Origin of the sequence: Halomonas qaidamensis (genome assembly GCF_025917315.1) — a bacterium.
In the GTDB taxonomy this organism is placed as follows: domain Bacteria; phylum Pseudomonadota; class Gammaproteobacteria; order Pseudomonadales; family Halomonadaceae; genus Vreelandella; species Vreelandella qaidamensis.
The window spans coordinates 664,888-679,425 of record NZ_CP080627.1 but is presented as its reverse complement, the minus strand read 5'-3'; the positions used below and the strand labels follow the sequence as shown (position 1 = coordinate 679,425).

15 protein-coding genes are annotated in these 14,538 nt (G+C 52.9%); 14 read left to right on the top strand and 1 reads right to left on the bottom strand.

The features are described from left to right. Positions 1 to 63 precede the first annotated feature (63 nt). The 5 genes from queA (at position 64) to secF (ending at position 5,666) form a co-directional block, all read left to right on the top strand. Complete coding sequence (gene queA / locus K1Y77_RS03240; protein ID WP_264018801.1) at positions 64 to 1,095, top strand: tRNA preQ1(34) S-adenosylmethionine ribosyltransferase-isomerase QueA; 1,032 nt, start codon at positions 64 to 66, stop codon at positions 1,093 to 1,095. Between the two features lie 64 nt (positions 1,096 to 1,159). Continuing rightward, complete coding sequence (tgt, locus tag K1Y77_RS03235) at positions 1,160 to 2,278, top strand: tRNA guanosine(34) transglycosylase Tgt (protein WP_404813845.1); 1,119 nt, start codon at positions 1,160 to 1,162, stop codon at positions 2,276 to 2,278. A gap of 71 nt (positions 2,279 to 2,349) precedes the next feature. Then, on the top strand, positions 2,350 to 2,676 hold the full coding sequence (gene yajC, locus K1Y77_RS03230; RefSeq protein ID WP_030069547.1) for a preprotein translocase subunit YajC: 327 nt from the start codon (positions 2,350 to 2,352) through the stop codon (positions 2,674 to 2,676). 134 nt (positions 2,677 to 2,810) lie between these two features. Beyond that, the gene (secD, locus tag K1Y77_RS03225; RefSeq protein WP_030069546.1) at positions 2,811 to 4,664 is read left to right on the top strand and encodes a protein translocase subunit SecD; all 1,854 of its coding nucleotides are present in this window, start codon (positions 2,811 to 2,813) and stop codon (positions 4,662 to 4,664) included. A 75-nt stretch (positions 4,665 to 4,739) separates the two neighbouring features. Next, positions 4,740 to 5,666, top strand: a complete 927-nt coding sequence (secF, locus tag K1Y77_RS03220; protein WP_030069545.1) for a protein translocase subunit SecF — start codon at positions 4,740 to 4,742, stop codon at positions 5,664 to 5,666. 129 nt (positions 5,667 to 5,795) lie between these two features. Here the strand turns inward: secF and K1Y77_RS03215 are convergent, their stop codons facing one another. Next, on the bottom strand, positions 5,796 to 6,590 hold the full coding sequence (locus K1Y77_RS03215) for an inositol monophosphatase family protein (protein ID WP_030069543.1): 795 nt from the start codon (positions 6,588 to 6,590) through the stop codon (positions 5,796 to 5,798). 142 nt (positions 6,591 to 6,732) lie between these two features. Here K1Y77_RS03215 and trmJ point away from each other — a divergent pair, with 142 nt between their 5' ends. The 9 genes from trmJ to K1Y77_RS03170 all read left to right on the top strand — a co-directional run bounded on the left by trmJ (position 6,733) and on the right by K1Y77_RS03170 (position 14,530). Next, positions 6,733 to 7,479, top strand: a complete 747-nt coding sequence (trmJ, locus tag K1Y77_RS03210) for a tRNA (cytosine(32)/uridine(32)-2'-O)-methyltransferase TrmJ (protein ID WP_030069541.1) — start codon at positions 6,733 to 6,735, stop codon at positions 7,477 to 7,479. 182 nt (positions 7,480 to 7,661) lie between these two features. Beyond that, positions 7,662 to 8,627: a serine O-acetyltransferase gene (gene cysE, locus K1Y77_RS03205; RefSeq protein WP_264430297.1), complete on the top strand. Its 966-nt coding sequence runs from the start codon at positions 7,662 to 7,664 to the stop codon at positions 8,625 to 8,627. Between the two features lie 76 nt (positions 8,628 to 8,703). Then, the gene (gene iscR / locus K1Y77_RS03200) at positions 8,704 to 9,171 is read left to right on the top strand and encodes a Fe-S cluster assembly transcriptional regulator IscR (protein ID WP_030069537.1); all 468 of its coding nucleotides are present in this window, start codon (positions 8,704 to 8,706) and stop codon (positions 9,169 to 9,171) included. Between the two features lie 31 nt (positions 9,172 to 9,202). Next, the gene (locus K1Y77_RS03195) at positions 9,203 to 10,372 is read left to right on the top strand and encodes an aminotransferase class V-fold PLP-dependent enzyme (protein WP_030069535.1); all 1,170 of its coding nucleotides are present in this window, start codon (positions 9,203 to 9,205) and stop codon (positions 10,370 to 10,372) included. A 57-nt stretch (positions 10,373 to 10,429) separates the two neighbouring features. Next, positions 10,430 to 10,756, top strand: coding sequence for a HesB/IscA family protein (locus tag K1Y77_RS03190; RefSeq protein ID WP_030069533.1), 327 nt, complete (start codon positions 10,430 to 10,432; stop codon positions 10,754 to 10,756). A gap of 163 nt (positions 10,757 to 10,919) precedes the next feature. Beyond that, complete coding sequence (gene ndk / locus K1Y77_RS03185; RefSeq protein ID WP_030069531.1) at positions 10,920 to 11,345, top strand: nucleoside-diphosphate kinase; 426 nt, start codon at positions 10,920 to 10,922, stop codon at positions 11,343 to 11,345. An 85-nt stretch (positions 11,346 to 11,430) separates the two neighbouring features. Continuing rightward, on the top strand, positions 11,431 to 12,615 hold the full coding sequence (rlmN, locus tag K1Y77_RS03180) for a 23S rRNA (adenine(2503)-C(2))-methyltransferase RlmN (protein WP_030069529.1): 1,185 nt from the start codon (positions 11,431 to 11,433) through the stop codon (positions 12,613 to 12,615). A gap of 133 nt (positions 12,616 to 12,748) precedes the next feature. Continuing rightward, a complete protein-coding gene (gene pilW, locus K1Y77_RS03175) occupies positions 12,749 to 13,483 on the top strand; it encodes a type IV pilus biogenesis/stability protein PilW (RefSeq protein ID WP_030069527.1) in 735 nt (244 codons plus the stop codon). 39 nt (positions 13,484 to 13,522) lie between these two features. After that, the gene (locus tag K1Y77_RS03170; RefSeq protein WP_264430291.1) at positions 13,523 to 14,530 is read left to right on the top strand and encodes a RodZ domain-containing protein; all 1,008 of its coding nucleotides are present in this window, start codon (positions 13,523 to 13,525) and stop codon (positions 14,528 to 14,530) included. The last annotated feature ends 8 nt before the right edge of the window (positions 14,531 to 14,538 follow it).

Below are 14,538 nucleotides of genomic sequence, written 5' to 3'. Positions count from 1 at the left end.
GACTTTATCTATCTAAAGCGCTATCCTATGCCGCCTGTTTGACCACTGAAAAGAGCCATTCCCATGCAGCGCGCGGACTTTCATTTCGAGTTACCTGATGAGCTAATTGCTCGCTACCCCTCTGAGCAGCGCAGCGACTGTCGTTTGCTATGCGTGGATGGCAAAAGCGGTGCGCTTGAGCATCGCCGGTTTCCTGATTTGCTTGAGCTACTCGAACCAGGCGACTTGCTGGTCTTCAATGACACGCGAGTCATTCCAGCGCGCTTGCACGGCCATAAGGCGAGCGGCGGAAAAGTAGAAATGCTGCTGGAGCGTCCGTTGGACAGCCACCGTGGTTTAGCGCATATCCGTTCGAGTAAATCGCCAAAACCAGGCACCGAACTGATCTTTGAAGGCGATATTCATGCCATTGTTGAAGGCCGCCGCGATGCGCTGTTTGAGCTACGCTTTCTAGGCGACACGCCGATGATTGCGCTACTTGAGAAGCACGGCCATATGCCGCTACCGCCGTATATTACCCGTGAAGATGAGCTGAGTGATCGAGAGCGCTATCAAACTGTATATGCTCGTCGCGATGGTGCCGTTGCGGCGCCCACCGCAGGGCTTCATTTTGATCAGCCCTTATTGGATGCTTTGGCTGAAAAAGGTATTAACAGCGCGTTTGTGACTTTGCACGTTGGCGCAGGCACCTTTCAGCCAGTGCGCGTCGACAACATTCTCGAACACCATATGCATAGTGAGTGGATTGAGGTTTCTGAGGCTGCTTGCCAACAAGTTCGCGACACTCAGGCCGCTGGAAAACGAGTCATTGCTGTCGGCACGACCAGCGTGCGCTGCTTAGAAAGCGCTTGCCTGAAAAGTAGCGATGGCCAGATCGCTCCGTTCAGCGGCGACACCGACATCTTTATCTACCCTGGCTACGAATGGCGCTGTGTGGATGCTTTGATTACCAACTTCCATCTACCTGAGTCGACGCTGCTAATGCTGGTCTCCGCGTTTGCAGGCTATGACCACATGATGCGCGCATACCGCGCGGCAGTAGACGAGCGCTACGCCTTTTTTAGCTACGGCGATGCCATGCTACTGACCCGCTAAGCACCACACACCCGCGCCTTAACCGATTATTGACGAGTTATTTTAGATGCGAAACGAATGCTTTATGCGCTTTGAGCGCCTTGCTGAAGATGGCCGTGCGCGCCGGGGACGCCTGCACTTTCCTCGTGGCACCGTGGAAACTCCCGCCTTTATGCCGGTGGGCACCTACGGCACAGTGAAGGGCATGACACCAGACTCCGTGAAAGAGATTGGCGCAGAAATCATTCTCGGCAATACCTTTCACCTATGGCTGCGCCCAGGCACCGATGTCATTGAAGCTCATGGCGATTTGCATGACTTTGCCCAATGGGACAAACCCATCCTGACCGACTCAGGCGGTTTTCAGGTATTTTCCTTGGGTGAAATGCGCAAAATCACCGAGCAGGGTGTGCATTTCCGCTCACCAGTCGATGGTAGCAAGGTATTTATGGGGCCGGAAGAGTCCATGGCCGTGCAGCGCTCGTTGGGCTCTGACGTGGTGATGATCTTCGACGAGTGCACCCCATACCCCGCGACCTTTGAAGAAGCCGAAAAATCCATGGAGCTTTCGCTGCGCTGGGCAAAACGCTCCCGCGATGCCCATGGTGATTCGCCTTCAGCGTTGTTCGGTATTATTCAAGGTGGCATGCACCCTGAACTTCGCGAACGCTCACTAAAAGGGCTGCTCGGTATTGGCTTCGATGGCTTAGCCATTGGTGGCCTATCGGTGGGCGAGCCCAAAGAGGAGATGATCAAAGTACTCGATTATCTACCCACCTGGATGCCAGACGATACCCCACGCTACCTAATGGGCGTTGGCAAGCCAGAAGACTTGGTAGAAGGTGTGCGCCGCGGCGTCGACATGTTTGATTGCGTGATGCCCACTCGTAATGCGCGCAACGGCCACCTGTTCACCTCAGACGGTACAGTTAAGATCCGTAATGCCAAACACCGCTTTGATACTCGACCGCTTGATGAAGGGTGTGACTGCTATACCTGTCAGAATTTCTCACGCGGCTACTTACACCACCTTGATCGTTGTAACGAGATGCTCGGCTCCATGCTCAATACCATCCATAACTTACGCTACTACCAGCGGGTAATGGCTGATTTGCGCGCGGCAATCGAAGCGGGTACATTGACGACCTTTGTGGAAGGCTTTTACGCCCAGCGCGGCCTGTCAGTGCCTCCCCTAGCGAATTAATCGCCATCCGCCGTTGGCGGGTGGTTTAATCGGTTCACCCATTGAGTTTTCTAACCCAGGAGTTCTCTGCAATGCTGGATTTCTTCATCTCACCAGCCCATGCCCAAGAAGCCGCTGCCGGCGGTGGCATCGCGCAAATTGTTATGCTGGTTGGTTTTGTACTGATCTTTTATTTCTTGCTGTGGCGTCCCCAAGCAAAGCGCGCAAAGCAGCATAAGCAGTTGGTTTCTGGCTTGGCTAAAGGCGACGAAGTTGTCATCGGTGGCGGTCTTGTTGGTCGTGTTACCAAAGTTAATGATGAGTTCCTAACGCTGGAAGTTTCTGAAGGCACCGAAGTTAACGTGCAGAAAAATGCCGTTGCTGCCGTACTTCCTAAAGGCACTATTAAGTCCATCTAACGCCTGCATTCCCCCCTGCCGATCCAGTGCCAGCCACCCCGGCAGGGGTGACATGGTAGCCACGATGGTGAACTTTGCTGTGCGCGGTTTGTCCGTGCACAGCAATTCCGTTTGTAATTGAAGGCAGGGCTTGCATGCTCAACCGTTACCCCCTGTGGAAGTATCTGCTGATACTGGTCGTCCTGGTGGTTGGCCTTATCTATTCGCTTCCCAACTTATTCCCCGCAGATCCCGCTATCCAAGTTAGTGATGCCCAGGGCGACTCGCTGGATGAACGGCAAATATCCCGCGTTGAAGAAGCACTCATCGACAGCAATATCGCCATTAAAGCGATCGAAGAAACGAATGGCCAATGGCTAATTCGTTTACAGAGTGATGATGACCAGCTAGATGCCCGTGATATCGCCTCCGATGTATTGGGCAACGATGCCACTGTTGCACTCAACCTTGCTGACGCCACCCCTGGTTGGCTGCAAGCCTTTTCCGCATCTCCCATGACGCTGGGCCTCGATTTACGCGGAGGTGTGCACTTCTTACTTGAAGTAGACATGGACGCCGCCCTTACCCAGCGTATGGAAGTGAATGCTAGTGCCATGCGTGAGCTGCTGCGTGGTGAGCGTATTCGCTATCGCAATACCACCATCAACGATCGGTCACTCTCTATCGATTTCGGCAGTACAGATGATCGTGATACTGCTCGACGCTTGATTAGTCGCGACTTCCCTAATTTTGAATATAGTAACGAAGGCGATGGCCGCGCTTCTAGCCTTGTTATGACGCTAAGCGACCAAACCGTTAGCGAGATTCAAGACTATGCGATCAATCAAAACCTCACCACGCTACGTAACCGCGTGAATGAACTGGGCGTAGCTGAACCGATGGTTCAACGCCAAGGCCCTAGCCAAATTGTGGTTGAGCTGCCCGGCGTTCAAGATACCGTCGCTGCCAAGCGCATTGTCGGCGCAACGGCAAATCTAGAGTTTCGCCTGGAAGCACGTAACGACACACCAGATACAGAAACCGAGCGTTTCGAATTCCGTAACGACCCAGCACGCTCAGCGGAGCTGATGCGCGACGTCATTATTACCGGCGACAGCGTATCCAGTGCCAGCAACAGCTTTGATGAAAATGGCCGCCCCCAGGTCAACATCAACCTAGACGGCACCGGCGGTACGCTTATGAACCGCGCTACGCGTACGAATATCGGCCGTAATATGGCGGTGTTATTCATTGAACATAAAAGCGAAGATCGGGTAGAAATCGACCCCGAAACGGGCGAAGAAACCACTGTCCGCGAGCCTTATACCGAACGCGGCTTGATCAGCCTTGCAACCATCCAAAGTGCGTTGGGCAATAGCTTCCGCATCACCGGTTTAGACTCGCCGACTGAAGCTGCTGAGCTTGCTCTTCTGCTGCGCTCTGGTTCACTAGCCGCCCCTATCTACTTTGTACAAGAACGCACTATCGGCCCAAGCTTGGGTGCTGAAAATATTGAGCGCGGTCTGCTCTCGGTTCAAATCGGCCTGTTGCTGGTCGTTCTGTTTATGCTGGCACGTTACAAAGTGTTTGGCATATTCGCCAATATCGCCCTGGCGCTTAACCTGACGCTGCTAATTGCGGTGATGTCGATGCTCGGTGCCACACTTACACTGCCAGGTATCGCCGGGATTGTGCTTACCTTGGGGATGGCGGTGGATGCCAATGTTCTAATCTTCGAGCGCATACGCGAAGAATTACGCAATGGCATGTCGATACAGCAGGCAATCCATGCGGGCTACGAGCGCGCTTTCACCTCTATCGTGGATGCCAATATCACCACACTACTGGTGGCGGTAATTCTGTTCTCGATTGGTACCGGTCCGGTAAAAGGCTTTGCCGTTACGCTCTCTATTGGCATCTTGACATCCATGTTCACTGCTTTACTGGTAACGCGCGCCATGGTCAACCTGACCTATGGCAGCAAGCCCGTCAAAAAGCTGTGGATTTAACATGGATCTAAATGGCATAGATTTGAAAAGCATGGATCTGAACCACGTGCTTAGCCCAGAATTTAAGAGGTGGTAATGAAACCCCTATCACAACTGCAAATCGACTTTATGGGGCGGCGCAACTTTGCGTTTGTCGTCTCTGCCGTGCTGCTAATTATCTCAATTGGCGCCATTATTTTTCAGCAATTAAATCTCGGGCTGGACTTCACGGGCGGTACGCTGGTGGAAGTACGTTATGGTGCCGCACCGTCATTAGATGCGATTCGCCAACTGCTTGAAGACAGCGGCTTCCAGGATGTGTCAGTACAAACGTTTGGTGCATCAACCGAAGTGCTTATCCGACTCCAGCAGGCATTCGATGCTGATGTCGGCAATGAGGTTGTCAGCTTGCTTCGTGCCAATGGCGATAGCGTTAATCTAGTAAGGGCCGAGTTTGTTGGCGCACAGGTGGGTGACCAGTTACGTGACCAGAGCGGCTTAGGCCTGCTGGTAGCCCTGGGCGTGGTGATGCTCTACGTTGCCTTTCGCTTCCAATACAAGTTTGCCATTGGCGCCCTGCTAGCCCTGCTGCACGATGTCATCATCGTTGTTGGCATCTTTGCGCTGTTTCAGCTGGACTTCGACTTAACAGTACTGGCAGCGATTTTGGCGGTAATCGGCTACTCGCTAAACGACACGATTGTTGTTTATGACCGTATCCGCGAGGCTATTCGCACATCACGTATTGATGATATGCCGCAAATCTTCAACGAAGCGATCAATGCCACGCTGTCCCGTACGCTGGCTACTTCTGGCACGACTGTGCTGGTGCTACTGGCGCTGCTGTTATTGGGCGGCGATATGATTAAGAACTTCGCCATTGCGCTGCTGATTGGCATCGTAGTAGGCACGTTCTCATCAATTTATATCTCAGGCGCACTACTGATTCCGCTTAAGCTTTCTCGGGAAGACCTTATACCCACTAAGAAAGAGCTGGATGAAGAGGAAGAAGAGCTGCCCTAAACGGCAGCTTGATCGCGCCAATACGTTAAGTGGCACGCAAAAAAGCCCCGCTGGCGAAAAACCAGCGGGGCTTTTTAACTTCATCATTTATTAACTACATCATTTATTAACTACATCGCTTTTTAACGCTTAAAAATGCGGTGCCAATTGTTTAATCAAGGCTTTGTACAGGCGCGGGCCAGCGGCCATCAGCTGACCTTCAGCATTCACTGTCGGTTTGCCATCAGGCGACCCTATCAGCGCTCCGGCTTCTTTCAGCAATAGCGTTCCTACCTGCATATCCTGCTCTTCAAGGCCCAACACAAACACACTGTCCACTCGGCCACAGGCGAGTTCGCAAATATCCAGCAGGCCACTACCAGATGCCAATATGGCTTCTACTTGAGGCGCTAATTGCTGAGTAATGGTCAGGTAAGCTGGCAAATGGCTAGGGCGTAACCAGGTTTCCGGCAGGCTCATGGCGATTCGCGTACCGCTAATAGCGGTAGGCTTGCTAACACGCATGCGCTTATCGTTATGCTGCGCACCGCGACCGCGGCTAGCAATATATTCATCGTCGGCGAACGGGCAAATAATGACCGCATGCTCAGGACGACCTTTTACGAGACACACCACTGAGAGAGCAAAGCCCTTACCTGCCACCGCTAAATTGGAATAGCCGTGCATTGGTTCAATCTTCCAGACGATATCAGCGCCTTCGCCTTCGCCCGCTTTATGGGGCGTATAGCGGCCACTGACGCCATGCAGGGGATACCCGCGCTGCAGCTGCTGAACAATGGTAGCCTCTGCTTTGCGAGCAGTATCTTCTAGCAAGCGGTCGAGGTTAAATTCATCGTGAGCATTTTCAATGCGTTCACGAACACGTAAAAAGTGTTCAACAGCGCCACGCGCAGCGCGCAGCGTAAATTGGACCATAGGATTCATGATCGGGCCTTGTCACAGTGATGTTAAAGAACGGAGGCAGTGGCAGGACTGCTTTGGCGCATAATTCTAACAGAGCCCCCTCGGGCATGCTATCGACTCATGCTAAACTGCGCGTTTTCCGCACTTGATTACCGAGCCCATTATGCTTGAGCGCATTCGTATTGTTCTTATTGGCACTAGCCATCCTGGTAATATTGGCGGCGTCGCCCGCGCCATGCACAACATGGGCTTAGCCGATTTAGCCCTGGTCGCGCCGCGCTGCGAAGTAATTACCCAAGACAGCATTTCCCGCGCCTCGGGAGCTGACCACCTGCTCCATCAGGCAACGGTTCACTCTACCCTAGAAGACGCCGTTGCTGACTGCACGCTTGCCGTGGGTGCTAGCGCCCGCTCGCGCACGCTGCCCTGGCCAATGATCTCTCCTCGTGAGTTGGCCGAACGTTTGCCCGATGAATGTCAGCCTGATAGCGCTCGCGTTGCCCTGGTGTTTGGCCGCGAGGACAGCGGTTTAACAAATGCTGAGCTGCAGCGTTGCCACGCCCATGTGCATATTCCCACCAACGCAGACTTCAGCTCGCTAAACCTAGCCGCCGCTGTTCAGGTGATTGCCTATGAGTGCCGTATGGCATGGCTAAGCCAACAGGATACCGCCAGCACCACTGAAGAACCGGATGATGCGTTGGTCACCCATGCCGAACTAGAACGCTACTTTGAACACCTAGAACGCACGCTAATTGCCATTGAGTTTCATGACCCCGCACAGCCGCGCCAACTGATGGCTAGACTGCGTCGTCTCTACCTGCGTGCTCGTCCAGAAAAAATGGAAATGAACATTCTACGTGGGATTCTTTCGGCAACTGAAAAAACAGCAGACAAACATCGGCCATAACGCTGACTACTGCTGCAGCCTGAGTTGCCGAAACTTGAAGTCGCCCCAGCGCGCCCCAACATCGTTTTTTAAACGTGGCATTGCGCTAACCATATTCCAAGAACCATATTCTAAGAACCATATTCTAAGAACCATATTCCAAGAACTTATGACTGCCGCCCTTTAACGCCCAAGGATCACCCATGTTTCAACGCCTGCGTGAAGACATTAATAGCGTATTCGACCGCGACCCAGCGGCACGTAACTTTCTTGAGGTGCTGACCAACTATCCAGGCCTACATGCCCTGCTGCTTCATCGCTGCAGCCACTGGCTGTGGAAGAAAAACCTTAAATGGCTGGCACGAACGCTATCGACATTTTCCCGCTGGCTGACCGGCATCGAGATTCATCCAGGTGCCACCATTGGCCGCCGCTTCTTTATCGATCACGGCATGGGCGTAGTGATTGGCGAAACGGCGTTAGTTGGCGACAACGTGACCCTTTACCAGGGCGTTACCTTAGGTGGCACCAGTTGGAATAAGGGCAAGCGTCACCCTACGCTGGAAGATGGTGTGATTGTCGGCGCTGGTGCGAAGATTCTAGGACCATTTACCGTTGGTGCAGGCGCAAAAATTGGCTCTAATGCTGTCGTTACTAAAGAAGTTCCATCCGGCGCTACGGTGGTTGGTATTCCAGGCAAGATCGTTAAACGCGCCGACCCCGATAGCGAAGAAGTATTAGACATCGATCCTGCTCGCCGTGAAGCGATTTGCCAAAAATTTGGCTTTGATGCCTATGGTGTTAGCCAGGATATGCCCGACCCTGTGGCACGTTCGATGCAGGCCATGCTCGACCATATGCATGCTGTGGATGAACGCATTGAGCGCATGTGTTCAACACTGCGCAAACTCGATGCTAACTATCGCGACGGCCAGCTACCTGCCCTGCGGGATGAAGATTTTGCCGACATTCTGGATGAAAACGATACAGGCTGCCCAGGAGTTGGCAAACATAGCCATGGCCCACAAACCAACACCAGGACGACCGAGACAGACACAGCCAATGCGCAGCAAACTGCGGCGCATCCACCTACGGACTCACCCTCCACTTTAGCGGCTGACACAGCATCAGAGTCGACATCTGAGTCAACGACATCGCGCAATAGTTGACCAAAGCACTCAGGATTTCCATAATAGCGCTACATTTGCCGTAAGTGCGCTGAGGTTCAGCGTCGAGGTGCCTGTCATGCGCTTGACCACTAAAGGCCGTTACGCCGTTACCGCCATGCTTGATTTGGCGATAAATACCCCCCAAGGGCCTACCAGCTTGGGGGACATTTCTCAGCGTCAGGAAATTTCGCTCTCTTACCTTGAGCAGCTGTTTGCACGCCTGCGAAGAGCTGGCCTAGTCAGCAGCGTGCGTGGCCCGGGTGGCGGCTATTTACTAGCGAAACCGCCTGAAGATATCAGTGTTTCTCAAGTGATTGATGCGGTTAATGAGACCGTGGATGCAACACGCTGCCAAGGGCTTTCAGACTGCCAACAAGGCGACACCTGCCTCACTCACCACCTATGGTGTGAGCTGTCTAGTCAGATTCGTAATTTCCTTGATGACACAAGCCTTGCACAGCTGATGCAGCGCCCCGATGTTATGCGTATTGCCTCTCGGCAACAGCAGCGCGTAGAAGCAGGCATTCTCGCCTCATCCCCTTAACGGCTTTCACCGCACGTTGGACTTTATGACGATGACCTCTTCACCTTCGCTGCCGATTTATTTGGACTATGCCGCGACCACGCCGGTCGATACGCGCGTCGCTAACATCATGCAGCGCTACTTAACGGTTGACCAGCTGTTCGCCAATCCTGCCTCGCGCAGCCACATGCTAGGCTGGCAGGCGGAACAGGTAGTAGAGCAGGCCCGCCGTCAAGTCGCGGATACCGTTGGCGCAGACCCACGCGAAATCGTTTGGACCAGCGGCGCCACTGAGGCCAACAATCTCGCGCTAATTGGCTATATGCGTGCCAATCGTGAGCGCGGCATGCACTTGGTAACGTCCACCATTGAGCATAAAGCAGTTGTTGATACCGCCAAGGCCTTAGAAATCGAAGGTTTTGAGGTGACGTGGATTACGCCAGGGCGCGATGGTCGTACAACGCCTGAGCAGCTGCGTGCCGCTATGCGAGACGATACGGCACTGGTATCGTTAATGGCAGTTAACAACGAACTGGGTAGCATTAACGATATTGCTGCGCTGGCAGAGATTACTCATGAGTTTGGCGCTGTTTTCCATACCGATGCGGCTCAAGCTGTTGGCCGTATTCCTTTAGATGTTGTAGCGCAGCAGATTGATTTAATGTCTCTGTCTGCCCACAAGGCTTACGGTCCTAAAGGGGTTGGTGCGCTTTATGTCAAACGCCACCCAGATATACGCCTAGAAGCCCTTATTCATGGTGGCGGTCACGAGCGAGGCATGCGTTCTGGAACTCTACCTACCCATCAAATTGCCGGGATGGGTGAAGCGTTTGCACTGATGCAACACCACCATCAGGAGGATCAAGCGCATATTGCCCAGCTACGGGCGCGCTTCCTGACAGGGCTAGAGGACGTTGATGGTGTCTTCGCTAACTCTCCACTGGAAAATGCCGTTCCCAATATTTTAAATCTGGCATTTAAAGGGGTAGACGGTGAATCGCTACTGATGGCACTGCGCGATGTTGCCGTATCAACTGGGTCAGCCTGTAACTCTGCTAGCGTCGACCCATCCTATGTTTTATTGGGAATTGGTATACCGCGCGCCCTGGCGCTGTCCTCGCTACGCTTCAGTTTTGGACGTTTCACTACCGACGCCGACATTGATCATGCACTGACATTACTGCGCCATGCATTGAGTGGTCTTCGCTCATCCACGCGTTAAATGGCTGATGCCATACTTGGCAATCAACCTACCGACTTCTTGAAGGAGAACGCCCCTATGGCAACTCTCAATATTACGCCCGCTGCAGCTCAGCAAATTCGCCATGTTCTCGATGAGCGTGGCCAGGGACTGGGGCTGCGCGTTTCCGTTAAACCTAGCGGTTGTTCAGGCTATAGTTACGTACTCGACTTTGCCGATGACGTCAGCGATGACGAAATTCGCTTTGAAGAGCATGGCGCTTGCGTATATATCGCGCCAGACGCGCTAGAAATACTCAACGGCAGTGAAGTGGACTATGTAAGCGAAGGGCTGAATCGCTTTTTCCGCTTCAACAATCCCAACGTTAAAGATGAGTGTGGCTGTGGCGAAAGCTTCACAGTCTAAGCGTTTAGCGCTGCATCACCGGTATTCATCCCCCCCTTGAGGCGCTATAATCGCGGCCACTCGGCAATTGGTGATGCAAACGCCCTGCCGACTCATTTTTCCTGCGCCGCCTCGGCTCTCCGGGGCGGCACTTCTGCTTTATGCCTCTTAAGGAGATTCCACCATGGCAATTGAACGTACTCTTTCTATTATCAAGCCTGATGCCGTTGCTAAAAATGCAATTGGCGACATTATTGCTCGCTTTGAAAAAGCAGGCCTGAAAGTTGTTGCTGCGAAGATGGTTCATCTTTCTGAAGAAAAAGCAGGCGGTTTTTACGCCGAACATAAAGAGCGTCCTTTCTTTAAAGACCTGGTTGGCTTCATGACGTCTGGCCCAGTCGTTGTTCAGGTACTGGAAGGCGAAGGCGCTATTGCTAAAAACCGCGATTTGATGGGTGCGACTAACCCGAAAGAAGCAGCACCGGGCACTATTCGTGCTGACTTTGCGGAAACAATCGACGCAAACGCTGTCCATGGTTCTGATTCGCCGGAAAGCGCTGCGCGCGAAATTAGCTACTTCTTCGGTAACGACGAAATTTGCCCGCGCTAAACCAAGCGTGCCGCCGATTCAACATCCGTTGCCGGCCATTTTCGCGGGGGCTAAGCCCCCGCCTTTTCTCTGAACGCTGACCGCCATGACCACTACCGTAGCTCAACATACGCCTACCTCTCTCTCTTCGACCGAAAGCGAACCTGCCGCCACTAACGCGCCAGAACGCCAGAATCTGCTGGGCATGTCTCGTGAGCAGATGGAGGCCTTCTTTTTGTCAATCGGCGAAAAGAAGTTTCGTGCTGCCCAGCTAATGAAGTGGATTCATCAGGAAGGTAGCGACGATTTTGCTGCCATGACGAATCTTTCCAAACCGTTGCGTGAAAAACTAGCTCGGTTGGCAGAGATTCGTGGTCCTGGAGTTGTTTACGAAGGCACTTCCAGCGACGGCACACGCAAGTGGGTCTTGGAAGTCGAAGATGGCAGTTACGTAGAAACGGTGCTGATTCCTGCAGAAAATGGCAAGCGCCGGACGCTATGCGTATCTTCCCAGGTAGGCTGTTCGTTAGACTGCAGCTTTTGCTCGACCGGCAAGCAAGGCTTCCAGCGCAACCTGACCGCCGCCGAAATTATCGGCCAAGTATGGGTCGCCCAGCGCAGTGTTGGCCCGCGCCGCGATACCGCTAATCGCCCGGTGACGAATGTGGTCATGATGGGCATGGGTGAGCCGCTGCTCAACTTTGACAATGTCGTTCCAGCAATGAAGCTGATGCTAGACGACAACGGCTATGGCCTTTCCAAACGCCGCGTTACGCTATCCACATCTGGCGTGGTGCCGATGATCGATAAACTTGGCGATGAGATCGACGTTAGCTTAGCCATTTCGTTGCACGCATCCACCGACGAGCTACGCAACGAGCTGGTACCGATTAACCGTAAATATAATATCCGTGCACTCCTGGACGCCTGTCATCGTTACTTATCGAAATGCCCGGATAATCGCCAGGTGACCATTGAATACACGCTCATTAGAGATGTAAATGACCAGCAGGAACATGCTGAGCAACTGGCGGCATTGTTAAAAGAACTGCCCTGCAAAATTAACCTGATACCATTCAACCCATTTCCTAACTCAGGCTACGAAAAGCCCTCACGCAACCAAGTGATGCGCTTTCAGCAATGGTTATATGACCTGGGTTATAACGCCACTGTACGTGTCACAAGGGGCGAAGACATCGACGCTGCCTGTGGCCAGTTGGTAGGGCGTGTGAAAGACCGCACTAAGCGTAGTGCACGCTATATTCAGTCCGTACAGCTTGACGCAGACTAAACCGTTGTTATCTTGACTTCCGTCGAGTGCGGCGCTTTGATGGACACGTTTTCGAACCGCCACACGCAAAAATGTTGCCACATAACTACGCGTCTGATGTTCACTGCAAAATGGTTGCTACAAGAGGGTGTACATGATCAGTCACTGCTGGCGCTTTTACCCATCTAGGGTTTGTATGCTGTGCGTGCTAGCCAGCAGTATGTTGCTAGTTGGCTGTGCCACGACTGATAACGCACTCTCAACCTCTGACGATGGCGCGGCAGATGCTTACACCCAATTAGGGGTAGCTTATCTAGAACGTGACAATCTTACCCGCGCGCTCAGTGCGCTTGATCGTGCACTTGAAATTAACCCACGTAATGCCGAGGCACTTCAGGCGCTTGCACTGGTCTATCAACAGCAGAACGAGAATGAGCTTGCGAGTCACTATTTCCAGCAAGCAATTAAGTCAGCCCCCTCTTTCACTCGCGCGCGTAACAACTATGCGGCGTTTTTGTATCAGCAGGGGCAGTTCACCGCCGCCTGCGAACAGTTAGAAACCGCATCTCAGGATGCCCAGTATGCCAATCGCGCTCAGCTGTTTACCAATTTAGGACAGTGCTATTTGGCAACCGAGAACATTAATGAAGCGCGCAAACGCTTACTGCGTGCAGTCAGCATTGATCCACGTAGCCCGCGTGGATATTTATTATTAGCCGAACTTGAAGTTTCACAGGGCAATTATGGTCAAGCTTGGGAGCCGCTGCAGAGCTATTTACAGCTGGCCGGGCAAGATCCAGTAGCGCTGGAAATGGCGATTGATATCGCCCATGCCCGCGGTGATCATGCCGCGGCTGCCAACTACCAGCGCTTATTGAATATTGACTAACGGTGCCCTGTTCACCTAATTATTGAAGGATGCTCAGCTATGAGCGATACACAGTCATACGAGAATGTTACGACCGCCAGTCCAACTGCTACTCCTGGCGAGCTTCTCTCGCGCCAACGTGAAGCACTTGGCGTACCGCTTACGGATGCCGCAAGGGCACTGAATTTGCGCCCAGCGGTGGTTGACGGTTTAGAGCAAGATAACTACGAAGAGATACCTGTCGCTGCTTACCGCCGGGGTTACTTGCGTGCTTACGCGAAGTATCTCGGTATGGATGACGGTTTAGTGCTTGAGGCCTATCAGGCCAACCATGGTAGTAAAGAGCCAGACCGCCGGGTAACGCCGGTTTCAGTCACTCGGCCACCGTCTCGTCTTGGTGCGTGGCTTTTCAAGCTTGTTACTTTATTAGTCATTGTGGCCTTAATTGCCGTCACCGTTATGTGGTGGCAAAGCCGTGGCGGCAGTGAACCACCCAGCATGGGAAGCAACCCCGGGTTAGAGGAAGGGAGTAACGCCGCGAGCACGCCAGCTAACAATGCAACGGCAACACCTGACCAACCCCTGGTTGCCACACCACAGCTTCCTAATAATACGCCTGCAGAACAGACTAGCTCTTCCGAGGGCATTGATGAGGAAGTGGCTAGCGCCGTATCGGCAGCTGTTGAGCCATCAGCAGAAACTGAATCATCGACTCCGGCGCCTAGCGAAGATACAGAGTTTGCCGCTACAGACGAAACAGCAGAAGCAACGGATGCCGCCGCTGACAGTGAAAACAATACGTCCGATGCAGCGCCAGCAACGAACCTCAACTTACTTGAACTGTCGTTTAACGAACAATCGTGGACTGAAATTTTTGATGCAAATAACCAGCGGGTGTTCGTCGGACTGCAAACCCCTGGCACCACAGCAAGTGTTGAGGGCGAGCCGCCTTTTCGTTTAACTATCGGCAACGCAACCGGTGTAGAACTGCGCTATGCAGGCGAGGACGTTAACCTTGTCCAACACGCCGGTGCTAATAATGTTGCCCGCTTTACCCTGGGAGAGTGACCCGTCTT

Excerpts from the sequence above, each read along its gene's own strand:
- tgt (WP_404813845.1), top strand. The coding sequence starts at position 1,160 with ATGCGCTTTGAGCGCCTTGCTGAAGATGGCCGTGCGCGCCGGGGACGC.
- cysE (WP_264430297.1), top strand. The coding sequence starts at position 7,662 with ATGTTTCAACGCCTGCGTGAAGACATTAATAGCGTATTCGACCGCGAC.
- K1Y77_RS03215 (WP_030069543.1), bottom strand. The coding sequence starts at position 6,590 with ATGAATCCTATGGTCCAATTTACGCTGCGCGCTGCGCGTGGCGCTGTT.
- secD (WP_030069546.1), top strand. The coding sequence starts at position 2,811 with ATGCTCAACCGTTACCCCCTGTGGAAGTATCTGCTGATACTGGTCGTC.
- K1Y77_RS03170 (WP_264430291.1), top strand. The coding sequence starts at position 13,523 with ATGAGCGATACACAGTCATACGAGAATGTTACGACCGCCAGTCCAACT.
- yajC (WP_030069547.1), top strand. The coding sequence starts at position 2,350 with ATGCTGGATTTCTTCATCTCACCAGCCCATGCCCAAGAAGCCGCTGCC.
- ndk (WP_030069531.1), top strand. The coding sequence starts at position 10,920 with ATGGCAATTGAACGTACTCTTTCTATTATCAAGCCTGATGCCGTTGCT.
- K1Y77_RS03190 (WP_030069533.1), top strand. The coding sequence starts at position 10,430 with ATGGCAACTCTCAATATTACGCCCGCTGCAGCTCAGCAAATTCGCCAT.
- trmJ (WP_030069541.1), top strand. The coding sequence starts at position 6,733 with ATGCTTGAGCGCATTCGTATTGTTCTTATTGGCACTAGCCATCCTGGT.
- secF (WP_030069545.1), top strand. The coding sequence starts at position 4,740 with ATGAAACCCCTATCACAACTGCAAATCGACTTTATGGGGCGGCGCAAC.
- pilW (WP_030069527.1), top strand. The coding sequence starts at position 12,749 with ATGATCAGTCACTGCTGGCGCTTTTACCCATCTAGGGTTTGTATGCTG.
- queA (WP_264018801.1), top strand. The coding sequence starts at position 64 with ATGCAGCGCGCGGACTTTCATTTCGAGTTACCTGATGAGCTAATTGCT.
- rlmN (WP_030069529.1), top strand. The coding sequence starts at position 11,431 with ATGACCACTACCGTAGCTCAACATACGCCTACCTCTCTCTCTTCGACC.
- K1Y77_RS03195 (WP_030069535.1), top strand. The coding sequence starts at position 9,203 with ATGACCTCTTCACCTTCGCTGCCGATTTATTTGGACTATGCCGCGACC.
- iscR (WP_030069537.1), top strand. The coding sequence starts at position 8,704 with ATGCGCTTGACCACTAAAGGCCGTTACGCCGTTACCGCCATGCTTGAT.